The sequence below is a fragment of the Xanthobacter agilis genome (assembly GCF_021730435.1).
GTDB classification, from domain to species: Bacteria; Pseudomonadota; Alphaproteobacteria; order Rhizobiales; family Xanthobacteraceae; genus Xanthobacter; species Xanthobacter agilis.
Map to the genome: position 1 here is coordinate 1 of NZ_JABWGX010000041.1, position 22,394 is coordinate 22,394.

General features: G+C 66.4%; 19 protein-coding genes. 14 read left to right on the forward strand and 5 right to left on the reverse strand.

Annotated features, from left to right (window positions below):
• Positions 1-13: 13 nt before the first annotated feature.
• Entirely contained in the window at positions 14-1,234 is a 1,221-nt protein-coding gene (locus HUW53_RS20305) for an acyl-CoA dehydrogenase family protein (RefSeq protein ID WP_237347577.1), read from the reverse strand.
• A 492-nt stretch (positions 1,235-1,726) separates the two neighbouring features.
• Between HUW53_RS20305 and HUW53_RS20310 the strand changes: the two genes are divergently transcribed.
• The 9 genes from HUW53_RS20310 (at position 1,727) to HUW53_RS20350 (ending at position 12,373) form a co-directional block, all read left to right on the forward strand.
• Positions 1,727-2,995: an SfnB family sulfur acquisition oxidoreductase gene (locus HUW53_RS20310; protein WP_237347578.1), complete on the forward strand. Its 1,269-nt coding sequence runs from the start codon at positions 1,727-1,729 to the stop codon at positions 2,993-2,995.
• Between the two features lie 196 nt (positions 2,996-3,191).
• Entirely contained in the window at positions 3,192-4,343 is a 1,152-nt protein-coding gene (gene ssuD, locus HUW53_RS20315; protein WP_370877812.1) for an FMNH2-dependent alkanesulfonate monooxygenase, read from the forward strand.
• An 8-nt stretch (positions 4,344-4,351) separates the two neighbouring features.
• On the forward strand, positions 4,352-5,197 hold the full coding sequence (locus HUW53_RS20320; RefSeq protein ID WP_237347580.1) for an amidohydrolase family protein: 846 nt from the start codon (positions 4,352-4,354) through the stop codon (positions 5,195-5,197).
• A gap of 232 nt (positions 5,198-5,429) precedes the next feature.
• A complete protein-coding gene (locus HUW53_RS20325; protein WP_237347581.1) occupies positions 5,430-6,887 on the forward strand; it encodes an FAD/NAD(P)-binding protein in 1,458 nt (485 codons plus the stop codon).
• 388 nt (positions 6,888-7,275) lie between these two features.
• On the forward strand, positions 7,276-8,127 hold the full coding sequence (locus HUW53_RS20330) for an ABC transporter ATP-binding protein (protein WP_237347582.1): 852 nt from the start codon (positions 7,276-7,278) through the stop codon (positions 8,125-8,127).
• Positions 8,124-9,023, forward strand: coding sequence for a branched-chain amino acid ABC transporter permease (locus HUW53_RS20335; protein WP_370877813.1), 900 nt, complete (start codon positions 8,124-8,126; stop codon positions 9,021-9,023). Before HUW53_RS20330 ends, HUW53_RS20335 begins: the two co-directional genes overlap by 4 nt.
• A 3-nt stretch (positions 9,024-9,026) precedes the next feature.
• The gene (locus HUW53_RS20340) at positions 9,027-10,067 is read left to right on the forward strand and encodes a branched-chain amino acid ABC transporter permease (protein WP_237347583.1); all 1,041 of its coding nucleotides are present in this window, start codon (positions 9,027-9,029) and stop codon (positions 10,065-10,067) included.
• A gap of 21 nt (positions 10,068-10,088) precedes the next feature.
• The gene (locus tag HUW53_RS20345) at positions 10,089-11,417 is read left to right on the forward strand and encodes an ABC transporter substrate-binding protein (RefSeq protein ID WP_370877814.1); all 1,329 of its coding nucleotides are present in this window, start codon (positions 10,089-10,091) and stop codon (positions 11,415-11,417) included.
• 200 nt (positions 11,418-11,617) lie between these two features.
• Positions 11,618-12,373 (forward strand): ABC transporter ATP-binding protein, encoded by a 756-nt coding sequence (locus tag HUW53_RS20350; protein ID WP_237347584.1) that lies wholly within the window; start codon positions 11,618-11,620, stop codon positions 12,371-12,373.
• 104 nt (positions 12,374-12,477) lie between these two features.
• Here HUW53_RS20350 and HUW53_RS20355 read toward each other — a convergent pair whose 3' ends face one another.
• A complete protein-coding gene (locus HUW53_RS20355) occupies positions 12,478-13,449 on the reverse strand; it encodes a transporter (RefSeq protein WP_237347585.1) in 972 nt (323 codons plus the stop codon).
• Positions 13,450-13,955: 506 nt separating this feature from the next.
• Here HUW53_RS20355 and HUW53_RS20360 point away from each other — a divergent pair.
• On the forward strand, positions 13,956-15,368 hold the full coding sequence (locus HUW53_RS20360) for an LLM class flavin-dependent oxidoreductase (RefSeq protein WP_237347586.1): 1,413 nt from the start codon (positions 13,956-13,958) through the stop codon (positions 15,366-15,368).
• A gap of 500 nt (positions 15,369-15,868) precedes the next feature.
• Here the strand turns inward: HUW53_RS20360 and HUW53_RS20365 are convergent, their stop codons facing one another.
• Positions 15,869-16,081, reverse strand: coding sequence for a hypothetical protein (locus HUW53_RS20365; protein ID WP_237347587.1), 213 nt, complete (start codon positions 16,079-16,081; stop codon positions 15,869-15,871).
• Positions 16,082-16,392: 311 nt separating this feature from the next.
• Between HUW53_RS20365 and HUW53_RS20370 the strand changes: the two genes are divergently transcribed.
• From HUW53_RS20370 to HUW53_RS20385, 4 genes are all read left to right on the forward strand, one after another.
• Positions 16,393-16,995, forward strand: a complete 603-nt coding sequence (locus HUW53_RS20370; protein WP_237347588.1) for a L,D-transpeptidase — start codon at positions 16,393-16,395, stop codon at positions 16,993-16,995.
• 269 nt (positions 16,996-17,264) lie between these two features.
• Complete coding sequence (locus HUW53_RS20375) at positions 17,265-17,978, forward strand: HAD family hydrolase (protein ID WP_237347589.1); 714 nt, start codon at positions 17,265-17,267, stop codon at positions 17,976-17,978.
• A 141-nt stretch (positions 17,979-18,119) separates the two neighbouring features.
• Positions 18,120-18,899: a DUF1499 domain-containing protein gene (locus HUW53_RS20380; protein WP_237347590.1), complete on the forward strand. Its 780-nt coding sequence runs from the start codon at positions 18,120-18,122 to the stop codon at positions 18,897-18,899.
• A gap of 280 nt (positions 18,900-19,179) precedes the next feature.
• Complete coding sequence (locus HUW53_RS20385) at positions 19,180-19,974, forward strand: creatininase family protein (RefSeq protein ID WP_237347591.1); 795 nt, start codon at positions 19,180-19,182, stop codon at positions 19,972-19,974.
• Positions 19,975-19,999: 25 nt separating this feature from the next.
• Here the strand turns inward: HUW53_RS20385 and HUW53_RS20390 are convergent, their stop codons facing one another.
• Positions 20,000-20,647 carry an NUDIX domain-containing protein gene (locus tag HUW53_RS20390; protein WP_237347592.1) on the reverse strand — a complete coding sequence of 216 codons (648 nt, stop codon included), beginning with the start codon at positions 20,645-20,647 and terminating at the stop codon, positions 20,000-20,002.
• Complete coding sequence (locus HUW53_RS20395) at positions 20,644-22,383, reverse strand: ABC transporter ATP-binding protein (RefSeq protein ID WP_237347593.1); 1,740 nt, start codon at positions 22,381-22,383, stop codon at positions 20,644-20,646. The genes HUW53_RS20390 and HUW53_RS20395 overlap by 4 nt, the downstream gene beginning before the upstream one ends.
• Positions 22,384-22,394: the final 11 nt, after the last annotated feature.

The following is a 22,394-nucleotide window of genomic DNA, read 5'->3' on the forward strand; positions in this document are numbered from 1 at the left end:
GGGCCAAGGCGGGTTAGCTGGCGATGGCTCCGATCTGCCAGACATAGATCGGCTCGGTGCCGTTCACCGCATGGTCACCCAGGATGCGTTCCTTGTAGATCAGCGGGTTATGACTTGCCGCCGTGCGGACATTCCGCCAATGGCGGTCGAACGCGAGCTTCTCGTCGGTTGCCGATGCACTCAGCGCATTGAAGACATCGGTGGTGGCGCGCAAAGCGAGCTCCGCGCCGCTGATCTGCGCGGCGGCCGAGGCCAGCTCGGCGTCGATGTTCGCCTGGTCGTCCGCCGCCTTGTCCCCGGCCTGGGAGGTTTCATAAGCGCGTTGCGCCACCCGCGCCGCTTCCAGCGTCGCGGCCCGCGCGGCGAATGCGAAGGCGCGGGCCCGGCCCACCACTTGCAGCACCTGCGGATCATGGCGCGGCAAGGTTCCGGCCCCATGGGAAAAGCCGCGCGTGCGCTTCGCCACCAGCTCCGAGACGTCGCGTACCGCGGCCAGCGCCGCCCCCGCGAGAACGGAATTCACCACCAGTTGGTAGAAGGCGGTCTGATAACGGAAGCGGGTCTCGAACGGCACGAGGCCTTCCGGCTCGACCGTGGCGGCGGTGTAGATGGTGGTGCCGGTGCCGGTCAGCTTCTGGCCGAAGCCGCTCCAGTCGTCGCGCCGCTCGACGCCGGGCTGGGCCGTCCGCACGATGGCGATCACGCTGGCGCCGGTGTCGGCGCGGGTGGCATAGGTGTCGATCCAATCGGCGAAAATGGAGCCGGTGGAATAGTATTTCTCACCTTCGACCCGGAAGCCTTCCCCTTCGGGAAAGACCTTGGTGATGGTGTCGCCGATCTTGACGGAACCGATCTCGGTCCAGCCGTTGCCGGCGATCTCGCCGGCGCCGAAGCGCTTCAGCCACACTTCCCCTTCGGCGCGCGGCGCCACCAGCCGGTCTTCCACCAGGGCGAAATGACCGCGCAAGGCCTGGGCGATGTTGGTGTCGGCTTCGGCAAGGTCGATCAGCAGATCGAACAATTGGGTGAGGGAGACGCCGAGGCCGCCATATTCCACCGGCACGCGCAGGGCGGTGAATCCGGCCTGCTTCAGCCACTCGATCTCCTCGAACGGGAGGGTGCGTTCGCGCTCGCGCCGGATCGCGCCCTCGGCGATGCGGTCGAAAAGCGGACGGAAGCGCGCCTTCAGATCCCCGGTGTCGGGGAACGTGCCCCGGTACTCATGCACGGTCACGGCGAAGCTCCTCTCTGCGCCCAGCCGGTCGCCGGGCGGTGATGGACTTAAGGTTCCTGGGACGGTTTCGGCCGTTTTGGATCAGGTGAAGCCGGTGGTCGAAAGTGTAATCAGAAGGCCGGGACAGAAGCGAGAGTTGGGTCTTTCATATTGAGTGCGCGCGGGAGCACGCGGTTATCGCGGGAGCTGGGAAGATGAGAAGGATCTTTTCCGCAGGCGCGGCCGCGGGCGGCGACCGGCACGCCGGCCGAGCCGCATCATCATGTCTCACAATGTCGTCGTTCGCGGAACCGTGGCTGTAGAATAATGATATTGTTCGGTATCAAATAATAAGAAGATATTGCCACTTGCGTTGAAAGTTGATTGTCGCAAGGTTGAGGTGCACCGCGCCGCAGGGTGAGCGCATAAGGCGCGCGGCGGAAGAGATGTGCGGTGCGCGGCGCGAACCACTGTTCAACGCGCGCCGGAAATCCGGCCAGAAAAGGACCAGTCATGGGTTCCCTTACCGACGCTCAAATCGATCACACGCAGCATCCTCGGGTGAACTCCTCGGATCCGGTGCCGCCGCGTCCGCGCCCGGCCACCCCGCCGCATTTGCTGACCGGGGATGAGGACGCGATCGCGGTCGCGACCGGGTTGGCGGCGGAACTGGCCAAGGGGGCGGTGCTGCGCGACCGCGAGGGGTTGCTGCCGCTCACCGAACTCGATCTGTATTCGCAGAGTGGGATTTGGTCGATCTTGATTCCGAAGCGGTTCGGCGGGCCCGGCCTGTCCCACGCGACCTTGGCGAAAGTGATCGCGATCGTCGCCTCGGGCGACCCGGCGGTGGCGCAGATCGCGCAGAATCACATCGCGATCGCCGCGCTCGTGGATCTCGACGCGACCGAGGAGGAAAAGGCGCGGGTGTTCGGCTGGTCCTTGTCCGGCTTGCGGTTCGGCAACGCTTTTTCCGAGTTCGGCGGCAAGGACGTCACCGATTTCAAGACCCGGGTGCGTTTCGAGGGCGGCGAAGCGGTCGTCGACGGTGAGAAATTTTACACCACGGGCGCGCTTTTGTCCCACATCGTGCCGATCGTCGCGGTCGGCGATGACGGCGTCTATCTGGTGTTCGCCGACCGCGAGACCCCCGGCCTGAGCGTGACCAACAATTGGTCGAGCTTCGGCCAGCGCACCACGGCGTCGGGCTCGGTGCGGATCGACAATGTCCGGGTGCCGCGCGAGCGGGCGGTGAAGCTGAAGGACACGGCGGAACATCCCTCGGTTCAGGGCCCGGTCTCGCAGATCATCCAGGCCGCCATCGACGGCGGGATCGCGCGCGCCGCGATTGAGGACACCATCCAGTTCGTGAAGACCCAAAGCCGCCCCTGGATCGACAGCGGAAAGCCGACGGCCGGAGAGGATCCCTACACCATCGCCGCCATCGGCGACCTGAAGCTCCGTCTGCACGCGGCCGAGGCGCTGCTGGAGAGCGCGGGCCGGGCCATCGACAAGGGCTATCTCGATCCCTCCCTCGACAACGTCACGCAAGCGACCATCCGGACGGCGGAAGCCAAGGTGCTGACCACGCAGATCGCCATCGACGCCACCAACACGCTGTTCGAGCTGGCGGGCACGCGGGCGACGCTCGCGCAATTCGGCCTCGACCGGCATTGGCGCAATGCGCGGGTGCACACACTGCACGATCCGGTGCGCTGGAAATTCTTCCATGTCGGCAATTGGTATCTCAATGGCGTGCATCCGCCGCGCCATCCCTGGAACTGAGGATGCAACAGCGGCGGAGAATATTGTTCTCCGTCGCCCCTATCCGACGGAAAATCCCTTCCCCGCGTTGGGATTTCTTTGGAATGGCCCCGGCGGCATCAATCGGCCTATCAACGAGGCTGAGGCGGGGCGCCTGTGTCGCGGAGTGTTGCGGCTCGTCCCCCAAAAAAAGCGGCGCGTCCGCATGACAGGAACAATGGCGATGGCAACCGGTCCTTCTCCCGAAATCTTCTGGTTTCTTCCCACCTCGGGCGACACCCGTTATCTCGGCCAGTCCGATTTCGGGCGGGAGCCGACCAACGCCTATCTGCGCGAGATCGCGGTGACGGCGGAGCGGCTCGGCTATGATGGTTTGCTGATCCCCACCGGCGCGAGCTGCCAGGACCCCTGGGTCACGGCGTCCAGCCTCATTCCCCTGACCAGCCGGATCAAGCTGCTGGTGGCGCTGCGCACCTCGATCATGGGTCCCACCGCCTGTGCCCGTCAGGCGGCGACGCTGGATCAGGCCCTGGGTGGGCGGCTGCTGCTCAACGTGGTGCCGGGCGGTGACGCCACCGAGTTGGCGGCGGACGGCGTGTTCCTCAACCACGATGAGCGCTACGACGCGGCGGACGAGTTCCTCACCGTGTGGCGGCGGATCCTGGAGACAGGGGAGCCCTTCAGCTTCTCGGGCCGGCATCTGAAGGTCGAGAGCGCCCGCAATTATTTTCCGCCGGTTCAGCGTCCCTATCCGCCGCTCTATTTCGGCGGCTCGTCGCCGGCGGCCCATGCCTTGGCCGCCAAGCATGTGGATGCCTATCTGACCTGGGGCGAGCCGCTTCCCGCGGTGGCGGAAAAGATCGCCGACGTGCGCGCGCGGGCGGCGCGGCATGGCCGCACCGTGCGCTTCGGCGTGCGTCTCCATGTCATCGCGCGCGAAACCGAGGCGGCGGCCTGGGCGGCGGCCGATCGGCTGATCTCGCACCTCACCGATGCGGACATCGCCGCCGCGCAGGCCAATTACGCGAAGATGGATTCCGAAGGCCAGGCGCGGATGGCCGCGCTGCACGGCGGCCGGCGGGACCGGCTGGTGATTGCGCCGAACCTTTGGGCGGGCGTCGGCCTCGTGCGGGGTGGAGCGGGCACGGCGCTGGTGGGCGCGCCCGAGCAGATCGCGGAACGGCTGCGGGAATACCAGGGCCTGGGGGTCGATACGTTCGTGCTGTCGGGCTATCCGCACCTCGAGGAATCCATCCGCTTTGCGGAGCTCGTCTTTCCGCTCTTGGGCAAGGGGGCGGTGACGCGGCAGGGTGCGCAGACCGGAGGCGCGTTCGACGTCCGTGCCGTGCGTCAGGTTTCAGCGAGCTGAGGCGGGCCATGCACATCATCGACATGCGGTGCCGCCCCGCCTATCTGCACGACTTTTTCGGCAAGACGCCGGGCACCGCGGAGTTCGAGGTGGCGCGCTGGCTCAATCGCCGCGTGGGTACCAAGGGGAGCGATACCCATTTTATCCGTTCCGCCACGCCCGAGGGCTTTCTGGCCGAGGTGCGTGAAGCCGGCTTGGCCAAGGCGGTGGTGGTCGGGCGCCATACGCCCACGCAGCACCTGCCGAACGACACGATCCATCAGATCGTGTCGGCCTCGCCGCTGCTGGAGGGGATTGGCGCGGTCGATCCGGTCTTTCAGGGCGAGAGGGCGGCGCTGGAGGAGGCCGAGCGCGCGATCAAGGTGCTGGGGCTCAAGGGCATCGATCTGGAGCCGGGCTTCGGCAGTCCCGCCCGCCACGCGGATGATGCGGTGTATTTCCCGCTTTATGAATTGCTGGTGGCGCTCGGCGTCCCCCTGTTCTTGATGAGCGGGCCGACCACACCCGATCCGCGGTTCAACGATCCCGCGGCGATCGGCAATGTCGCGCGGCAATTTCCGGCACTGAAGATCGCCGTTTACCACGGCTCGTGGCCGAATGTGCAGCAGATCGTTGGCGTAGCCTTCCGGCATGAGAATGTGTCCATCATCCCGGACATGTATTTGTTCCAGCCGGGTACGCAAAGCTATGTGGATGCCGTGAATGGATTCCTGGGCGATCAGTTTCTGTTCGGCTCGTCCTATCCCTTCCGCCCCATCGGGCAGACCATCGCGGATTTCCAGAAAGTGGGATTCCGCGAGGGGGTTCTTGAGAAACTGTTCTACAAGAATGCCGCGCGGTTACTGAATATATAGGCATTCATGTCGCGCGCAGTCGGGCGCCAGCTGAGCACCGCGCCTAGAGCAATTCCAGCAAAAGTGTGCAGCGGTTTTGCGCCTGGAATTGCGATAAAACAACGACCTAGAGCGTTTCCGGTGAACTCCCGTTCAGCGGAAACGCTCTAGGTGCGGTGCTTTCTAGGGCGGGGCGGAAGATGCCGTGCTCTGGCGCGGGGCGCGTCCAGTCATAAGGGTGAGGGGCAGACCCATGAATTCTTCCGAGCGGCTGACGGCGTCCATCGCGCGTGCTCAACCGGCGCCGACAGGGCGCGTGAGCGTCGCCATCATTGGCGGGGGTCTGTCCGGCGCCGCCGTCGCCTGGCATCTGGCGCGTGGCACCGGCGCGGAGGACCTCCGTATCATCGTGATCGAGCCGCGCGAGGAGCTTGGCCGCGGCCTGGCCTATTCGACGCCGGACCCGGACCATCGGCTGAATGTGCCCGAGCGGAAGATGACGCTCGACACCAGCGATCCGTTGCATTTTCAACGCTGGTTGCTGTCGCCGGAAGGGCCTGGCCTGCCGCCGGGTTCGCAAATCGCCAATGGCGACGCCTTCGTGCCCCGCGCCGTTTTCGGCCAATATGTGGCGGACCACCTTCGGCCCTGGCTGGCGTCGGGCCGGGTCGAGCATTTGCGCGCCGCCGCCATTGGCGTGCGGCGGGAGGGGCTGGGCTACGCGGTCTCGCTGGACAATGGCGAGGAGGTGGCGGCCGATCGGGTCGTGCTGGCGGTTGCGCATCCGGCCCCGGCGGTGCCCGGCGCGCTGGCCGGCTTGCAGGGCGATTCCCGCCTGGTGGTGGACGCCTACGGGCCGGACGCCCTGTCCGGCATCGCGGCCACCGACCGCGTCCTGATCGTCGGGTCGGGGCTGACGGGGGCCGATGTGGTCGCCACGCTGCACCGGCGGGGACATGCGGGCGCGGTCCATATGCTATCCCGCCATGGCCGCCGCTCGAAGCCCCACGGTCCGGAGCAGGCCGCGACCTCGGCCGATTTCACGCGTCCCCTGGAAGAGCGCGCGCTTGGTCTTCTGCGGCGCGTGCGGCGGGATCTGGCGCAGGATTCCCAGGCCGGCTTGACGTGGCACCCTCTGTTCGATCGCCTGCGGAGCCAGGGGCCGTGGGTCTGGGCGGCGTTGCCCTGGGCCGAACGGCGCCGGGTGGTGCGCCATCTGCGCGGGCTGTGGGACATCCATCGGTTTCGCATCGCACCCCAGACCCATGATGTGGTGCACGCCGAGATCGCGGCCGGTCGGCTGGAGCCGCTGTCCGGCCGGCTCGTGGGCGCGCGGCCCCAAGCGGGCACCATCGCGGTGGAGGTCAAGCTGCGGGGCGGAGCGCTCCGGCGCCTGGAGGTGGAGCGGATCGTGGTGGCCACCGGGCCGGCCCACGGATCGGTCATCGCGGCCAATCCGGTGCTGGCCGATCTCGCCCGGCAGGGGCTTCTCCAGGCCGACCCCCTGGGGCTCGGGATTTGGACATCGCCGCATGGGCTGGTCTTGGATCGCTACGGCGTCGAGCAGCCGCACCTTCTCGTAGCGGGGCCGCTCGCCCGTGGAGCCGTGGGGGAATTGATGGGCGTGCCCGAGGTCACCGCCTGGGCCGAGGCGGTCGCCCGCCATCTCGCGGCAGAGACGGCGGTGGCGCGGGCGTCCCGCACTGTCTGAAGCCCCCGCCGGGACGCGTCCCGTGCTCCGGTGTCCCGGCATCCCCCGTTTCGGTTGGGCGGCGCCGGGTCTGACCGTGTCGGTCCTAAGGGAAGAAAAAGAACGGCGCCGGGAGGCGGTCGCAAGGATCTTTCTTCTCCCAGATCTCCGGATTTTGGAATGGAAGCCGCAATCCAGCTCCTATAGTTTTAAATCCATGGAAATTATTTAATTACGGGCTGGTGATGTGTGACGTGGGTTCTGGACGTGTGTTCGGAGTTGCCGCGCGTGATCCTCTTCCCGTGGTGCTGCGCCGTGCGGTTCGTCGGGCAGCGGTGGCGCGCGCTTTCATTCCGACTCTTGGCGTTCGTCCCCGCCGCGCGGGGCTTGGCGCAATCTGGAGACCATCATGTCGACCACAGTGGTGCGTCTGGCGGCAGCCGGTGACGCGCCGGGATCCGGCGTCTTTTCGGTGGCCGCCGCCACGACGAGCGCTCCGGCCCTCGCCCTCGACGGGATCTGCTTGAGCTTTGGCGGCATACGCGCGTTGCGCGACATCTCCTTCGACGTGGCGCCGGGGGAAATCCGGGCGATCATTGGTCCGAACGGGGCGGGAAAGTCGTCGCTGGTGAATGTCATCAGCGGCCTTTACCGGGCCGACGCCGGCACCGTCCAGATCGCGGGTCAGGCCTTCGCGCGCATGCCGGCGTCGCGACTGGCGAAAATCGGCGTGGCGCGCACGTTCCAGAACCTTGCCCTCTTCCCCGGCCTGACGGCGGCGCAGAACATCGCTTCTGGCCTGGCGTTCCGCCGCCGCTCCGGCCTGCTGGCGCAGGTGCTGGGCCTATCTGCCGCGCGCAGCGAAAGCGCGCGGGAGGATGAAGAGGTGCGGGAAATCGCGGCCTTCCTGGGCATTGGCGGGGTGCTGGATCGCCTGGTCTCGACCTTGCCCTATGGCGTGCAGAAGCAGGTGGATCTCGCGCGCGCCCTGGTGGCCGAGCCGAACCTCCTGATGCTCGACGAGCCGATGGCCGGGCTGACCGTGACCGAGAAGGCGGAAATGGCGGCCCACATCCGCGCCGTGCGCGACCGGACGGGGCTCGCCATCATTCTCATCGAGCACGACATCGGCGTGGTCATGGAGCTTTCGGATCGCATCGCGGTGCTCGACCACGGCGTCAAGATCGCCGACGGCACGCCGGTGGAGATCCGCCGGGATCCCGAGGTCATCCGAGCCTATCTCGGCGCGGAGGCGGCATGATGGATTCGCCCGAGCTTCTGTTCGCGGTCGAGGTCGCGGTCGGCGGGCTTCTGTCCGGGGTGATGTATGCCCTGGTCGCGATCGGCTTCGTCCTCATCTACAAGACGTCCGGCGTGCTGAACTTCGCCCAAGGCGCGATGGTGCTGTTCGCGGCACTGACCTTCGTCAGCCTGGTTGAACGTCAGGTGCCGTTCTGGGCGGCGATCGCGGTGACGCTGGTCATCATGGCCGGGCTCGGCTTTGCTATCGAGCGCACGGTGTTGCGGCCCTTGAGCAACCGCTCGCCCATGACCTTGTTCATGGCAACCCTGGGGCTGAGTTATGTGATCGAGGGCGCGGCCCAGTTGATCTGGGGCACCCAGGTGCACCGGCTCGACCTTGGGGTTTCCAACGCGCCGTTCGAGGTGGGGGGCATCTTCATCTCCACCTTCGACCTGGTGGCGGCGGCGATCGCGGCGGCGATGGTGAGCGTCCTCACCCTGTTCTTCCGCTACACGCGCACCGGCCTGTCGTTCCGCGCGGTGGCCGACGACACCTTTGCCGCCATCGCCGTCGGGCTCCGGCTCGGCCGCATCCAGGGCACGGTGTGGACCGCCGCCGGCGTCGTTGCGCTGGTGGCGGGGCTGTTGTGGGGCGCGCGGCTGGGGGTGCAGTTCTCGCTCTCGCTGGTGGTGCTGAAGGCGCTGCCGGTGCTGGTGCTGGGCGGCTTTGATTCCATCGTCGGGGCGATCGTGGCGGGGCTTGTGATCGGCGCCACCGAAAAGCTCGCCGAGGTCTATCTCGGCCCCTTCGTCGGCGGCGGCATCGAAAGCTGGTTCGCCTATGCGGTGGCGCTGGTGGTGTTGCTGGTCCGGCCGTCCGGGCTGTTCGGCAAGAAGCTCGTGGAGAGGTATTGATCCATGTCCCTCAGCGCCGACGTCCCGGTTGCTCCCCCGCGCGTCAACCTGCGCGCGCTGGGCCTGCTTGCCCTTCTGGCGGTGGCGGTCCTGGTGGTGCCGGTGATCGCCTCGCCTTATGTGATCGAGGCCATTCTGCTGCCGTTCCTCGCCTTGTCCCTGGCCGGGCTCGGGCTCAACCTTTTGACCGGCTACGGCGGACAGGTCTCGCTCGGTTCCGCCGCCTTCATGGCGGTGGGGGCCTTCGCGGCCTACAATTTTCAGCTTCGGCTGGGGGTCTCCTTGCCTTTGGCGATCGTGCTGGCGGCGGCCACGGCGGCGGCCATCGGCGTCGTGTTCGGCCTGCCGAGCCTGCGCCTGCGCGGCTTCTATCTCGCGGTGTCGACGCTCGCCGCGCAATTCTTCGTGCAATGGGCGCTCACCAAGTTCAGCTGGTTCTCGAATGACAGCGCCTCCGGCGTGGTGGCCGCGCCGCGGCTCACCGTCGCCAGCCTGGATCTTGATGCCCCGCAGGGGCGCTATCTTTTCGCGCTGACCCTCGTGGTGGGGATCACGTTTCTGGTTCACCGCATCGTGGGGAGCCGCGCGGGGGTGAACCTGATCGCGGTGCGCGACGATGAGACGGCGGCCAAGGTGATCGGCGTGCCGGTGCTGCGCACGAAGCTCGTCGCCTTCGCGATCTCCTCCGCCATCATCGGCGTCGCCGGCGTGATCTGGGCCTATGCCTATCTGCGCACGGTCGAACCGGCGGGCTTCAATCTCGATCGGTCGTTCCAGGTGCTGTTCATCATCATCATCGGCGGCTTGGCGACCATCCGCGGGGCGTTCCTCGGCGCGGCGCTGATCGTGGTGTTTCCGCTGCTGCTGGCACGCACGTCGTCCTTCGCCTTCGAGGGGCTGGTCGATGCCGGCGTCCTCAAGCTGGTCGAACGCGTGGTGCTGGGGCTCGTCATCATCCTCTTCCTCATCGCGGAACCGAACGGCCTCTCTGCCATCCTCGGCCGCGCCACCGCACGGCTGCGGGCCGTGCTGCGGCGCGGCTGACGCTCATCACCGGAGATTGAAATGGCATTCTTCAAACGCATGGTCCCGGCCTTGCTGGCGGCCGCCCTTCTGGGCGGCGCCCCGGCCCTCGCCGATGAACAGTATTTCCCGCTGCAAAGCTTCCGGGTCGGCCCCTATGCGGCGCCGGGCTCGGGCTTTTTCGGCGGCTTCATCGACTATATGAACCTCATCAATGTCCGCGACGGCGGGGTGAACGGCGTGAAGCTCACCTGGTCCGAGGGGGAGACCGAGTACGAGGTCGAGAAGGGCGTCGAGGTCTATCAGCGCCTGAAGTCGAACCCCGGCGTGGCGGCCTGGAACCCGCTGTCGGTGGGCATCGCCTATGCGATGATCGACGGCATCACCAAGGACAAGACCTCCCTCGTTACCATCGACCACGGCCGTACCGACACCACCGACGGACGCGTTTTTCCCTATGTCTTTCCGTTATTGATGAACCCCTATTCGGAAAGCTCGGGCATCATCAACTATCTGGCCGCCAAGGAAGGCGGGCCGGACGGGCTGAAGGGCAAGAAGATCGTGGTGCTGTACCACGGCTCGCCCTATGGCAAGGAGACGATCCCGATCTATGACCTGCTGGCCCGGAAGTTCGGCTTCAAGGTGGTACAGATCGAGGTGCCGCACCCCGGCAACGAGCAGCAGGCGCAATGGCTGCAGATCCGCCGCGAACGGCCGGACTACGTGGTGTTGCGCGGCTGGGGCGTGATGAACCCGGTGGCGCTGACCACCGCCCAGCGCAACGGCTTCCCCGCGACCAAGATCATAGGCAACGTCTGGTCCAATTCCGAAGAGGATGTGCTGCCCGCCGGCGAAGCCGCTATCGGCTATACGGCTCTGACCACCCAGGCCTCTGGCCATGACTATCCGGTGCTGAAGGACATCACCGAGCAGCTCTACGACAAGGGCCTCGGCAATCTGTCGGATCGCGGCCGCATCGGCACGGTCTACCACAACCTGGGTATCGTCAACGGCATCCTGAACGTCGAGGCGGTGCGCATCGCGCAGGAAAAGTTCGGCCATCGCACTTTGTCCGGGGATGAAATCCGCTGGGGATTCGAGCACCTGCAATTGAGCCCGGAACGGGTGAAACAACTTGGTGCTGAAAACTTGTTCCACTCCATCAACGTCACTTGGGACAACCACGAAGGGCAGGGCTATGTGACCTTCCAGCAGTGGGACGGCAAGAAGTGGAAGGTGGTTTCGGACTGGATCGCGCCGGACTGGGCGCTGTTGCGGCCGATCATCGAAAAGTCCGCCGAGGCCTATGCCAGGGAGAAGGGCATCAAGATCCGCACCGAGGCCGACGTCGACACCGTCAGCGCGAAATGAGCGCGTGATCCGAAGGCCCGCGCGCGTGTCGCGGGCCTTCTTTCGCGTCCGCGCGGCGCCTACAACGTTTTCCCTTCGTAGTGGCTCACGTCATCCGCTCTAGATTATTGTATTTACGAATTTTCTTCACGCGAACCGGAAGCCACTTCGCTTGAAAATGCTGTGGGCCTGAGGTTCGCCTGCCCCACCGGGAGACAAGCATGAGTGCGCTTCTGGCATTCGAAAACGTCGCCGCCTCCTATAACGGTGCCATTGCGGCCTTGCACGGGGTGAGCCTTGAGGTCCGCGCCGGCGACTTCGCCGCGCTGCTGGGCGCGAACGGCGCCGGCAAGACCACCCTGCTCAAGGCGGTGTCGAACCTGCTGCCGGCCGCCGGCGGGCGCATCACCTCGGGCCGGATCCTGTTTGATGGGCGCGATGTCACCTCCCACAGCCCGGCCGAGCACATCCGCCGTGGGCTGGTGCCGGTTCTCGAGGGCCGTCGCTGCTTCAAGTCGCTGACAATCGAAGAAAACCTCGTTGCCGGGGCGGTCGGGCGCGGGTTTGGGCGGGGGCAGGTCACACGCGGGCTGGAGGTGGTGTACGCGTTGTTTCCGCGCCTCAAGGAGCGTCGGCGGGTTGCCGCTGGCCTCACCTCCGGCGGCGAGCAGCAGATGGCCGCCATCGGGCGGGGGCTGATGGCGGCGCCGCGGCTGTTTGTCCTGGATGAGCCCTCCATGGGGCTTGCCCCGCTGGTGGTGGCCGAGATCTTCGAGGCGCTCAGTCGCCTCAATCGCGAAATGGGGATGACCCTGCTGGTGGCGGAGCAGAATTCGTCCATCGCGCTGAAGCATGCCCATCACGCCACGGTCATCGAGAACGGCCGCAGCACGCTCAGTGGGGCCGCCGCCGATCTCGCCGCCCGCGACGACATCCGCGACCGGTATCTGGGGGGCAAGGTGGCGGCCCTCGCGTGAGGGTTTTGACTTTGGCTTGGCGCCGCTGTTGTTGCCGGCCTCCCGCTTGCGTGACCCGCGCCCCTCCGTCCGGTGACCGAGGGGCGCGGGTCGTTTGGAGCGTGTCAGAACACCTGAAGCAGGCGGAGCGTGCCGCGGAAATCTTCGGGGAAGCCGCCCGATGTATTGAAATCACGCTGCACCAGTCCCAGCACCTGGAAGGTGGGGGTGATGAACTTGGAAAGCTCGAACCGGAGCTGGTCGCGTTCGGTGGCATTGCCGGTGGCCACGCCGGAAAGATATTCAGTGCCGCCCCAGAATCCGGAATAGCCGACCGCGGCCGACCATGTCGGGGCGAAAGCGTAGGAGAGCCAGACCTGAAGCTGATAGGTGTTGTCCTGCGTCAGGGTCGCGTTGCCGCCGCCAGCGTCCGAATTGGAGCCATACCAGATGACGTCGCCGGCGATCTGCAAGGCGACGCCGTTGCCGAAGCCCTGGTACCACGCGGTTTGCAGGTCCAGCTTCCAGCGGTTCTCGCCGACGTTGAGCGCCTGGTTGGAATCGTATTGGCCGAGCGGCGCGTAAAGATAGGGCGCAACCGCGAAATAGCTTTCACTCTCCTTGTTGTTGATGAGCCAGAGCACGCCGGAAAAGATCGGGTCGCCGAACCCGGACGCCGAATCGAGATCGGTGCCGCCGAGGCGTCCATTGTACAAGGTGCCCACGGGCACCAGCGTCTGGGCCGCGACGCGGAAGCCAGCGACGTCGAAATAATGCACGTAACGCAGGATATCCACGTAGGAATCGAGCCCGGTATTCTGCGAGATGGTGGCCCCGGACGTGCTCACATATTCGCTGCGGGTCGCGTATTGGCTATAGAACAGCAGGAGATTTGCGCCGGCCGGCGCCGGCACGTAGTCGGCCGAATTGATGTCGATGGCGTGGGCGCCCAAGGTGCCAAGCGGCAGCATGAGCAGCCCGGCGAGAATTGCGGCCGCATGGCGGCGGTGCCGGATCGCGGCTTGTCCTTTTCGGCGGCGCCTGCGGGACAGGCGGGTGTCGGCGCCGCACGGGCGGTGGAGGTCTTGGTCGGTCACGGAGAGACTCCTTCACGCCCCCGGATCGGTTGCCGGGTGACGGTCGCGCTTGGTTTTTGAAGAGGGTCGGCGCGCGATGCGCCGGGAAGAACCCAGGGCGACAAATATAATCAGGCGGGGAGATGTCCGGCGAGAGTTTGGTATTTCAAAGTTTCGTCGTTTGAAGAAAAACTGTTCTATATATATTTAAAATTTAACAATATGGCCGATGAGGTTCGGTTCTGGCGGCCCTCATGGGCATGGTCCCGAGAGCTATGAGCGCCGGTCGGTCGTATGGTGCTCGGTGGGTAGGGCTTGTTTTCTTCACATATTTTCAGTGTAAAAAATAATATTCCATATTTGTGCTGAAAAAGAAAAACGCTGACGGTTGCCCGCCCGCTGACGTCAGCCGTAAAAGATATCATGGAGAATCCCTTCTCCGGCTTGGTGTGGCGGTCCTATCCTTGCATTGGTGCGGAAGCGCGCACGCCGCCGAGCCCTTTTACGCCTGACGAGCGGAGTCGCTGATGGCAAAGACAATTCGATTCAACGCTTTCGAGATGAATTGCGTGGGTCACCAGTCTCCGGGCCTGTGGCGGCATCCCCGTGATCGCTCGTGGGAATATTATAGTCTCGACTATTGGACGGACTTGGCACGGCTGTTGGAGGCCGGGTTTTTCGAGGCGATTTTCATCGCCGATGTGATCGGATATTATGATGTGTACAAGGGGGATCTGAAAAACGCGTTGCTGCAGGGCGTGCAGATTCCGGTCAACGATCCGCTTCAGCTTGCCAATCCCATCGCGCAGGCGACGAAGCACATTGGCATCGGCGTGACGGCCTCCACCAGCTTTGAGCACCCCTACACGTTTGCGCGCCGGCTTTCCACGGCCGATCACCACACCAAGGGGCGGGTCGGCTGGAACATCGTGACGTCGTATCTGGAAAGCGGCGCGAAGAATATCGGCCAGGGCGGCCTGCGCCGACACGACAATCGTTACGATATCGCCCTGGAATATGTGGAAGTGCTTTACAAGCTTCTGGAAGGAAGCTGGGAGGATGGGGCGGTGCTACGTGATCGCGTCCGTGGCATCTTTGCCGATCCCGACAAGATTCACGAGATCGGCCACCACGGCACGTATTTCGATGTGCCCGGCTATCATTTGTGCGAGCCGTCGCCGCAGCGCACGCCGGTGCTGTTTCAGGCCGGAGCTTCGGGCGCGGGCAAGCAGTTCGCCGCGAGCCACGCGGAGTGCGTGTTCATCTCGACCCCGCTCAAATCCGCGACCACGGCCTATGTGAGCGAGATCCGCACGCGCGCGGCGGCGGAAGGACGGGACCCGAGCAAGATCCTGATCTACGCGATGGCCACGATCATCGTGGACGAGACCGACGCCAAGGCGCGCGCGAAATACGAGGATTACGCGCGTTATGCCTCCTACGACGGGGCGCTGGTGCTGATGTCGGGATGGACCGGGATCGATTTCGGCCGTTACGCGCCCACCGACACGGTGAAGAAGGTCGAGACCAACGCCATCATCTCCACCGTCGAGCATCTCGCCGAGGGTGAAAAGGTGTGGACCATCGAGGAACTAGCGAAATGGGGCGGCATTGGCGGCATGGGGCCGCTGTTCGTGGGCTCGCCCTCGACCGTGGCCGACCTGCTGCAGGAGTGGGTGGAGCAGACGGATATCGACGGCTTCAACCTGGCTTATGCCCTCGCGCACGAAACCTTCGCGGACGTGATCGGCTATCTCGTGCCGGAATTGCAGCGGCGCGGTGTCTATCCCACCGCCTATCGCGAGGGCACCTTGCGTGAAAAGCTGTTCGGGGAGGGCCCGTATCTGCCGAAGAGCCATCCGGCGGCACGCTACCGGGACATCGAGCAGGTGAAGCGCGAGGAGGCGGCGCAGCGCGTGCCGCGGGTGGCAGGCGCCTGACGGCGTTCGGGCGGACTGCCGCGCGTCGCTCCTTGCGTCGAGGGGGCGGGTGCGGAGGTCGACGCTCCTGTACGTGGAGGATCGCCGGTGACGCCCTAAGTCACGGCGCATGGATACCTGCGCGTTGATCGCAGGCCGGGCCTGGCGAACTCCTGGCGGGTTTCAACCCTCAGCTTTCCTGTGTGGAAGGCGCGACACGCGAGGCCGGCAAGGTGCGGGAGCGCGACTTCGTTTTCCCGCCCGTTCGGGCTCCGCCAAGGCCAAGCCGGCCGCGCTGGCTGCCCGTGGGGCGGCCGCAGCCTCAAGGGCGCGGGGGATCGCTAAGGGAACCGTCTCCGCGGGCGTCTGGCGTCCGGGGGGCGACGCATCACCGCTCGCCCGGAGCGTATCCGCCGGGCGACATGTGGGATGTCGGCTGCTCCAGGACGCAGCCGACGGGTGCTCTGCCGGATGCCCTTCGTTTATGCCGCTGCGGCATCCGCGCGCGACGCGCGACAATCTCACGCCGCGAAGTAATCGATATCGCGAAGGGTGACAACGCGGTTGGTGGCACCAGCGGCCTTCGCGTCTGCGACGCGCTTCTCGCTCGTCTGCTGGGCGGCGGCGGCGACGGAGGCGATGCCGATCTCACGCCACTGCTGGCTTTGCGCCTGTTGCTTGAGGTCGGACTGAGGCGCCGGCTGCAGTGCGGACGACGACTGTTCGGTGGACATGGTCTTCTCCCTTGACGCAGACCCGCGCCGTGCGGGCTCACGCTACGTTCACACGCCTTAGAGATGAGCATCGACTGCGTCGAAACTGTGCACCGGATGCGACTTCTCTAAGGTCGTGGAATGAGGAGGCGCCCAAATGCTTGAAAATCTCCAAACGCAGCTGACGAAAGGGGAGGGTGTGCGGCATTTCTGCAACGCTCGGCGAGAACGCTACGGTGATGTGGCTTCAGGTCTTCAAGCATTCGCCGCATTCGGTTAATTCAGATCGCAGATTTCGAATCCTCCTTGCGAGGCATGAGGAAGAGGCCGATATGATGTGGCGGGCGGCAGGGGCGCTTCTGCTCGGGTTGGCGCTGGCGGGGTGTGTCTCGGAGTCGTATGCACCTGCTCCGACAGCGGCGCAGACGGCGCGGGACAAGCAGCTTCTCGCGAATGCGCCTTATCCGAAGGTGAAGCCTGAAGGACAGTATGCGCGGCACGAGGTCGAGTATCCGACCAATAAGAAGCCGGGCACGATCATTGTAGATACGCCCAACAAGTATCTTTACTTCGTTGAAGATAACGGCAAGGCGATTCGCTATGGCGTGACGGTGGGCGAAGAGAGCCTTGCGTTCCGCGGTAGCGCCAAGGTGGGCCGCAAGACCGAGTGGCCGAGCTGGACGCCCACCCCGGAAATTCATCAGCGCATCGCCGGTCTGCCGCCTTATGTGGCCCCCGGCCCGCATAATCCGATGGGCGCCCGCGCCATGTACCTCTACCAGGGCAATGCGGACACCCTGTTCCGCATCCACGGCACCAACCAGCCTGAGCTGCTGGGTCAGGCCATTTCCTCCGGCTGCATTCGCATGCTGAACGAGGATGTGATCGACCTGTACAGCCGGGTTCCGGTGGGGACCGAAGTGGTGGTGCTCTGATCGGCCAACGGGTTTGAATATGAAGACGGGCGCGGCTTGGGCTGCGCCCGTTTTTGTTTAGGCGATAGTACTCGGGTCTTCCTCATCCCCCGCCGCGGCAGAACTTGCGCCGTTGCCGCCCGGGCGCGTAGGCTCCGCGCAATTGCGTGGAACGACGGGGATATCGGCGGGCGTATCATTTCCACTTGAGGTGGCTTTTCTGTCGCTGGCGATGACCGCATGAAGCGCCGTCGGCGTGTCGCGGCGGTGGAGCGAATGGGAGCTTGCCGGTGATCGATGACATCGAGGCGCTGCTGTTCGACAAGGACGGCACCCTGGTGGATTTCGACCGGACCTGGGGGCCGGCCGCGGGTGCGGTGATGCAAACCCTGGCGGCGGGCGACGCGGCGCGGCTGGCGGAACTCCACCGCATCAGTGCCTATGTCCCGGAGCAGCGGCGCTTTTTGCCGTCCTCTCCGCTGCTGGCGGGGTCGTCGATCCATTACGGGCCGTCGTGGGCGCAGGCGCTGGGGGTGCCCGCGTCGGCGGACTTTCTGCGGCGCATCGACCGGCTGTTCGCGCGAGAAGGGTTGCGTCATCTCACCCCCATCGGAAATCCGGTGTGCGCGCTCGGGCGCCTCGCGGCGGCCGGTCTGAGCCTCGCCATGGTGACCAACGACGCGGAGGCGAATGCCCGGCAGCAGGTGGCGGCCCTTGGGCTTTCGCGGTGGCTTGTCGCCATCTACGGCTATGATTCGGGCCATGGCTCGAAGCCGGACCCGGGCATGGTGCGGGCCTGCGCGGCGCACGGGGGGCATGCGCCGTCGCGGGTCGCGGTGGTGGGAGATACCGCCCATGACCTGGATGCGGCGCGCGGCGCGGGGGCACGCTTCATCCTGGTGCGCAGCGGGCCGGCACCGGTGGCGCATCTGGCCGCCGCCGCGGATTTGGTTATCGACAGCGTGGACGATCTCCCGCAGGCTCTGCTGGGCCGGCGCGGCTGAGCCTCCCGGCCCCCGGCGGGCCGCTGGCGCCGAACGCGCCTCTCGCCACGCGGGCCTTTTGCCAATCGCGCCTCTTGCCAAGCGCCGCCACCTCCGTCATCTCAGGTGGGTGAGGTCGCATGGACCGGAAGACGGAACACGATGATCAGGCGCCGTCTGTACATTGAGGAGCGTGTTTCGCCGACCGCCCGGTGGAGTTTTCGCCTCGCCTTGTTCGCGGTTCCGGTGCTGGTGCTGTCGATTCTGACGTATCGGCTCGGGCTGCTGGATTTCAGCCTCGCCACGGTGGCGTTCGCGGCGGGTCTTGCGGTGGCGACCCTGGGGGGCCTGCTTGGTGCCATTGCCTTTTTCATCACCTGGGAGAGTGGCTGGGTGGGCATCGGGCGGGCCATGGCGGCGGTGGCCCTGGCCGGCGTGGTGCTGGCCGCGCCGGCGGTGGTGATCGCCCGTGGCATGATGCTGCCGGAGATCGCCGACATCTCCACCGATCTCGAGGACCCGCCACGTTTCCAGTCGCTGTTGCTGGCCCGGCCGCGGGAGGCGAACAGCCATCCGTTGCCCGGCGCGCTGACGGCGGGGGCGCAGCGGGCCGGCTATCCGGGCATCAAGCCGGCCGATCTCAGCGCGACGCCGGAAGAAGCGTTCAATGCGGTGCTGGCGCTGGTGCAGAAGCGCGGCTGGCATGTTCTGGATGCCGCCCCTCCGCGCGGCGCGCAGCGCGATGGGTTGATCGAGGCGGTGGCGGTGTCGCGCATCATGGGCTACCGCAACGATGTGGTGATCCGCATCCGCCCCACCGCCAAAGGGGCGCGGGTGGACATGCGCTCCGCCTCGCGCTACGGCGCGCGCGATCTCGGGTCCAACGCGGAGCGTATCGAAAGCCTGATGGACGATCTCACCGCCGAGCGCCGCAAGCGTTAGAGCATCTTCACGCGAAGTGGGTTCCGGTTCGCGTGAAGACATCGCGCGAAGGCAATAACCGAGAGCGTTTGCGCGCGGCGTGGATTGACTGTTGCGGAGATTTTTTAGTCGTTCGCGCGCCCGCACCTGCGGAGACGAGATCGCGCGACATTTGGGTTGGAATGGCTCTGCTCCCCGATGCCCGGATGGCGGCGGGGCGGAGGCTTGATCGGGCCAGGGCGCGCTCCGAGGGGCGCGCGCGGCCCCATGGGAGCGGGCGGAGCCCGCCGGGAGTTGGCCGGTGTTTCTCAGGTGGTCTGAACTTTCTTCGCCCGCCATCGCGGCCCTGGACAAGGCGCGCCTCGTGGCGGTGCTGCCGGTGGCGGCGGTGGAGCAGCACGGGCCCCATCTGCCCCTCGGCACGGATTTGTTCATCGCCGAAGGCTATCTCGCGCGCATCGCGCCTTTGGTGCCGGATACTCTCGACGTGGCGGTGCTGCCGGTGCAGGCGGTGGGCAAATCCGATGAGCACCAGACGTTCGCCGGCACCCTTACCCTGTCGCCGGCCACCGCCCTCAGCGCATGGGTGGAGCTGGGCGCCTGCCTGGCCCGCGCGGGGGTGCGGCGGCTGGTGCTCATGAACACCCATGGCGGCAATGTGCCGGTGATCGATCTTGTGGCCCGCACCCTGCGGCTGGAGCACGGGATGCTGGTGGCCATGTGCTCGATGCATCGGTTCGGCTATCCGCCCGGTCTGTTCGACGATCATGAGCGGGCCCATGGCATCCACGGCGGTGAGGTGGAAACCTCGCTCATGCTCGCCTTCCGTCCGGAGCTGGTGGACATGGGGCAGGCGGCGGATTTCGTGCCCTATTCGGTGGCCATGGAAGGCGCATTCAAGCGACTGCGGGCCAACCATCCGGTGGGGTTCGGGTGGCTCAGCGAGGATCTGAGCCCGGCGGGGGCCATGGGCGATGCCCGCGGCGCCACCGCCGGCAAGGGCGAGGCGGCCGCGGCGTTCGGCGCGCAAGCGTTCGTGGAACTGCTGGCGGATGTCGCGGCCTTCGATCTGGAGCGGCTGGGCGGCCAAGGTTGATTGGCCGGCTGACGGGCGCGCGCCGTCAACCGGCCAGAAGCTCGGACAGGCGGGGCCGGTTCAGCGCCAGCCACTGCAGGGCGATGATGAGGTAGCCGTTGGCGCAGCGGCCGGCCGCCAGCATGGCGAGGGCGTCGTCCACGCCGAGCGCCAGCGGCCGGATGACCTCGTCTTCCTCGGCCAAGCCCGCCCGTTCCGGCAGCCCGCCGGCATCCACCTGCGCGAGGAACAAGGTGGCCTGTTCGTCGGTGATGCCGGGGGTCGGCAGCAGCGTCATGAACGGCACCATGCGGCCGGGCACAAGGCCGATCTCCTCAAGGCATTCGCGGCGCGCGGCCTCTTCCTCCGCTTCGTCGGGCTCCACCCCGCCGGCGACGATCTCCATGAGCTCGCTCCGCGCGCGGCCGAGGGCGAGATAGGCCGGCAGCCGGAATTGGCGCACCAGCACCACCTGATCGCGTCCTGCGTCATAGGCGAGCACGCCCACCACCCGCCCGCCCCGCAGGATGTCCCGGCTCTGGCGGATCATCTGCCCGGCGCCATCGGCGAGGTGCACCGCATAGCGCTCATAGGGGCGATAGCCCGCGCCGATCAGGGTCGGGCCCTCCACCTCCACGTCGGCGGGGCCGTCGCCGGGGACGGGGGGAGCGGGCAGGGGGGCGTTTCCGGTCATTGCTTCACCACATCGGCGCCGGCGGTCTCCAACGCGAAGGCGGCGGCGAACAGGGCGCGGGTATAATCCTCGCGCGGGCGCTCGAACACGTCGCGCGCCGGGCCTTCCTCCACCATTTTTCCGTTGCGCATGACGAGGATGCGGCTGGCCAGCGCCGACACCACGCGCAGGTCATGGGAGATGAACATGAAGGTGATGTTGCGCTTCTTCTGGAGGGCGCGCAGCAGCTCCACGATCTGCGCCTGAACGATCATGTCGAGCGCGCTCGTGGGCTCGTCCAGCACCACGAAGGAGGGCTCCAGCGCCATGGCGCGGGCGATGGAGATGCGCTGGCGCTGTCCGCCGGAAAACTCGTGCGGGTAGCGGTGGCGCGTCTCGGGATCGAGCCCCACGTCGGCCAGGGCGGCGATGACGCGGGCCTCGCGCGCGGCGGCCGACAGCCGGCCCTGGTGTTCCAGCCGGCCTTCCTCCACGATCTCGCTCACCTCGGGATCGAGTTCCGCGTCCGCCCGGGCGGCGATGACACGCGCCCGCCGCGCGGTGGCCGACAGCCGGCGCTGGTGCACCAGCAGGCCTTCCTCCACGATCTCGCCCACCGACATGCGCGGGGAGAGTGAGCCGAACGGATCCTGGAACACGATCTGCATCTGCGATCGCAGGGGCCGCAGGGCCTTGAAGCCGAGCCCATCCACCCGCCGCCCCAGGAACGTCACCGGCCCGGCGGAGGAGATCAGGCGCAGCAGCGCGAGCCCGAGGGTGGTCTTGCCGGAGCCCGACTCCCCGACCACCCCGAGCGTCTCGCCCTGGCGGATGGACAGGGTGACGCCGTCCACCGCTTTCACATAGCCCACCGTCTTGCGGAACAGGCCGCGCTTGATGGGGAAATGGACCTTGAGGTCCGTGGTCTCCATCACCACCGGCGCGTCGTCCGCGGTTGGCGCGGGGTCGGGCTTCGGCTCGGCCTTCAAGAGGGCCTGGGTGTAGGGGTGGCGTGGGTGACGGAAGGTCTCCTCGGCGCCGCCCTGCTCCACGATCTCGCCCTTCTGCATCACGCACACGCGGTCGGCGATCTTGCGCACGATGTTGAGGTCGTGGGTGATGAACAGCATGGCCATGCCGAGCCGTCCCTGAAGCTCCTTCAAGAGCTTCAGGATCTGCGCCTGCACGGTCACGTCGAGCGCGGTGGTGGGCTCGTCCGCGATCAACAGGTCCGGCTCGTTGGCCAGCGCCATGGCGATCATCACCCGCTGGCGCTGCCCGCCCGAGAGCTGGTGCGGATAGGCGGACAGGCGCGCCGCGGGATCGGGGATGCCGACCTCGGTCAAAAGCTCCAGGGTGCGGGCGCGGGCGGCGGCCGCGCCGAGCCCCCGGTGCAGGATGAGCATCTCGCCCACCTGCCGCTCGATGGTGTGCAGCGGGTTCAAGGAGCTCATGGGCTCCTGGAACACCATGGTGATCTTGTTGCCGCGCACCCCGCGCAGCTCCCGCTCGGAGACCGCGAGCAGGTCGCGCCCCTGGAACAGGATCTCGCCGCTGGGGTGGCGCGCGGCCGGATAGTTGAGCAGCTTGAGGATCGACAAGGCTGTGACCGACTTGCCGGAGCCGGATTCGCCCACCAAGGCGAGCGTCTCGCCCTTGGTGATGTCGAACGAGACATGTTTCACCGCCAGCGCCTCGTCGCCGTCGCGGCGGAAGGCGACGGACAGGTCGCGGACGGACAGGAGCGGGGCTGTCATCTCTTTTCCCC

Coding starts and splice junctions, on each gene's coding strand:
- HUW53_RS20395 (WP_237347593.1), bottom strand. CDS start 22,383: ATGACAGCCCCGCTCCTGTCCGTCCGCGACCTGTCCGTCGCCTTCCGC.
- HUW53_RS20325 (WP_237347581.1), top strand. CDS start 5,430: ATGAATTCTTCCGAGCGGCTGACGGCGTCCATCGCGCGTGCTCAACCG.
- HUW53_RS20390 (WP_237347592.1), bottom strand. CDS start 20,647: ATGACCGGAAACGCCCCCCTGCCCGCTCCCCCCGTCCCCGGCGACGGC.
- HUW53_RS20380 (WP_237347590.1), top strand. CDS start 18,120: ATGATCAGGCGCCGTCTGTACATTGAGGAGCGTGTTTCGCCGACCGCC.
- HUW53_RS20365 (WP_237347587.1), bottom strand. CDS start 16,081: ATGTCCACCGAACAGTCGTCGTCCGCACTGCAGCCGGCGCCTCAGTCC.
- HUW53_RS20345 (WP_370877814.1), top strand. CDS start 10,089: ATGGCATTCTTCAAACGCATGGTCCCGGCCTTGCTGGCGGCCGCCCTT.
- HUW53_RS20370 (WP_237347588.1), top strand. CDS start 16,393: ATGATGTGGCGGGCGGCAGGGGCGCTTCTGCTCGGGTTGGCGCTGGCG.
- HUW53_RS20360 (WP_237347586.1), top strand. CDS start 13,956: ATGGCAAAGACAATTCGATTCAACGCTTTCGAGATGAATTGCGTGGGT.
- HUW53_RS20320 (WP_237347580.1), top strand. CDS start 4,352: ATGCACATCATCGACATGCGGTGCCGCCCCGCCTATCTGCACGACTTT.
- HUW53_RS20350 (WP_237347584.1), top strand. CDS start 11,618: ATGAGTGCGCTTCTGGCATTCGAAAACGTCGCCGCCTCCTATAACGGT.
- HUW53_RS20310 (WP_237347578.1), top strand. CDS start 1,727: ATGGGTTCCCTTACCGACGCTCAAATCGATCACACGCAGCATCCTCGG.
- HUW53_RS20330 (WP_237347582.1), top strand. CDS start 7,276: ATGTCGACCACAGTGGTGCGTCTGGCGGCAGCCGGTGACGCGCCGGGA.
- ssuD (WP_370877812.1), top strand. CDS start 3,192: ATGGCGATGGCAACCGGTCCTTCTCCCGAAATCTTCTGGTTTCTTCCC.
- HUW53_RS20340 (WP_237347583.1), top strand. CDS start 9,027: ATGTCCCTCAGCGCCGACGTCCCGGTTGCTCCCCCGCGCGTCAACCTG.
- HUW53_RS20335 (WP_370877813.1), top strand. CDS start 8,124: ATGATGGATTCGCCCGAGCTTCTGTTCGCGGTCGAGGTCGCGGTCGGC.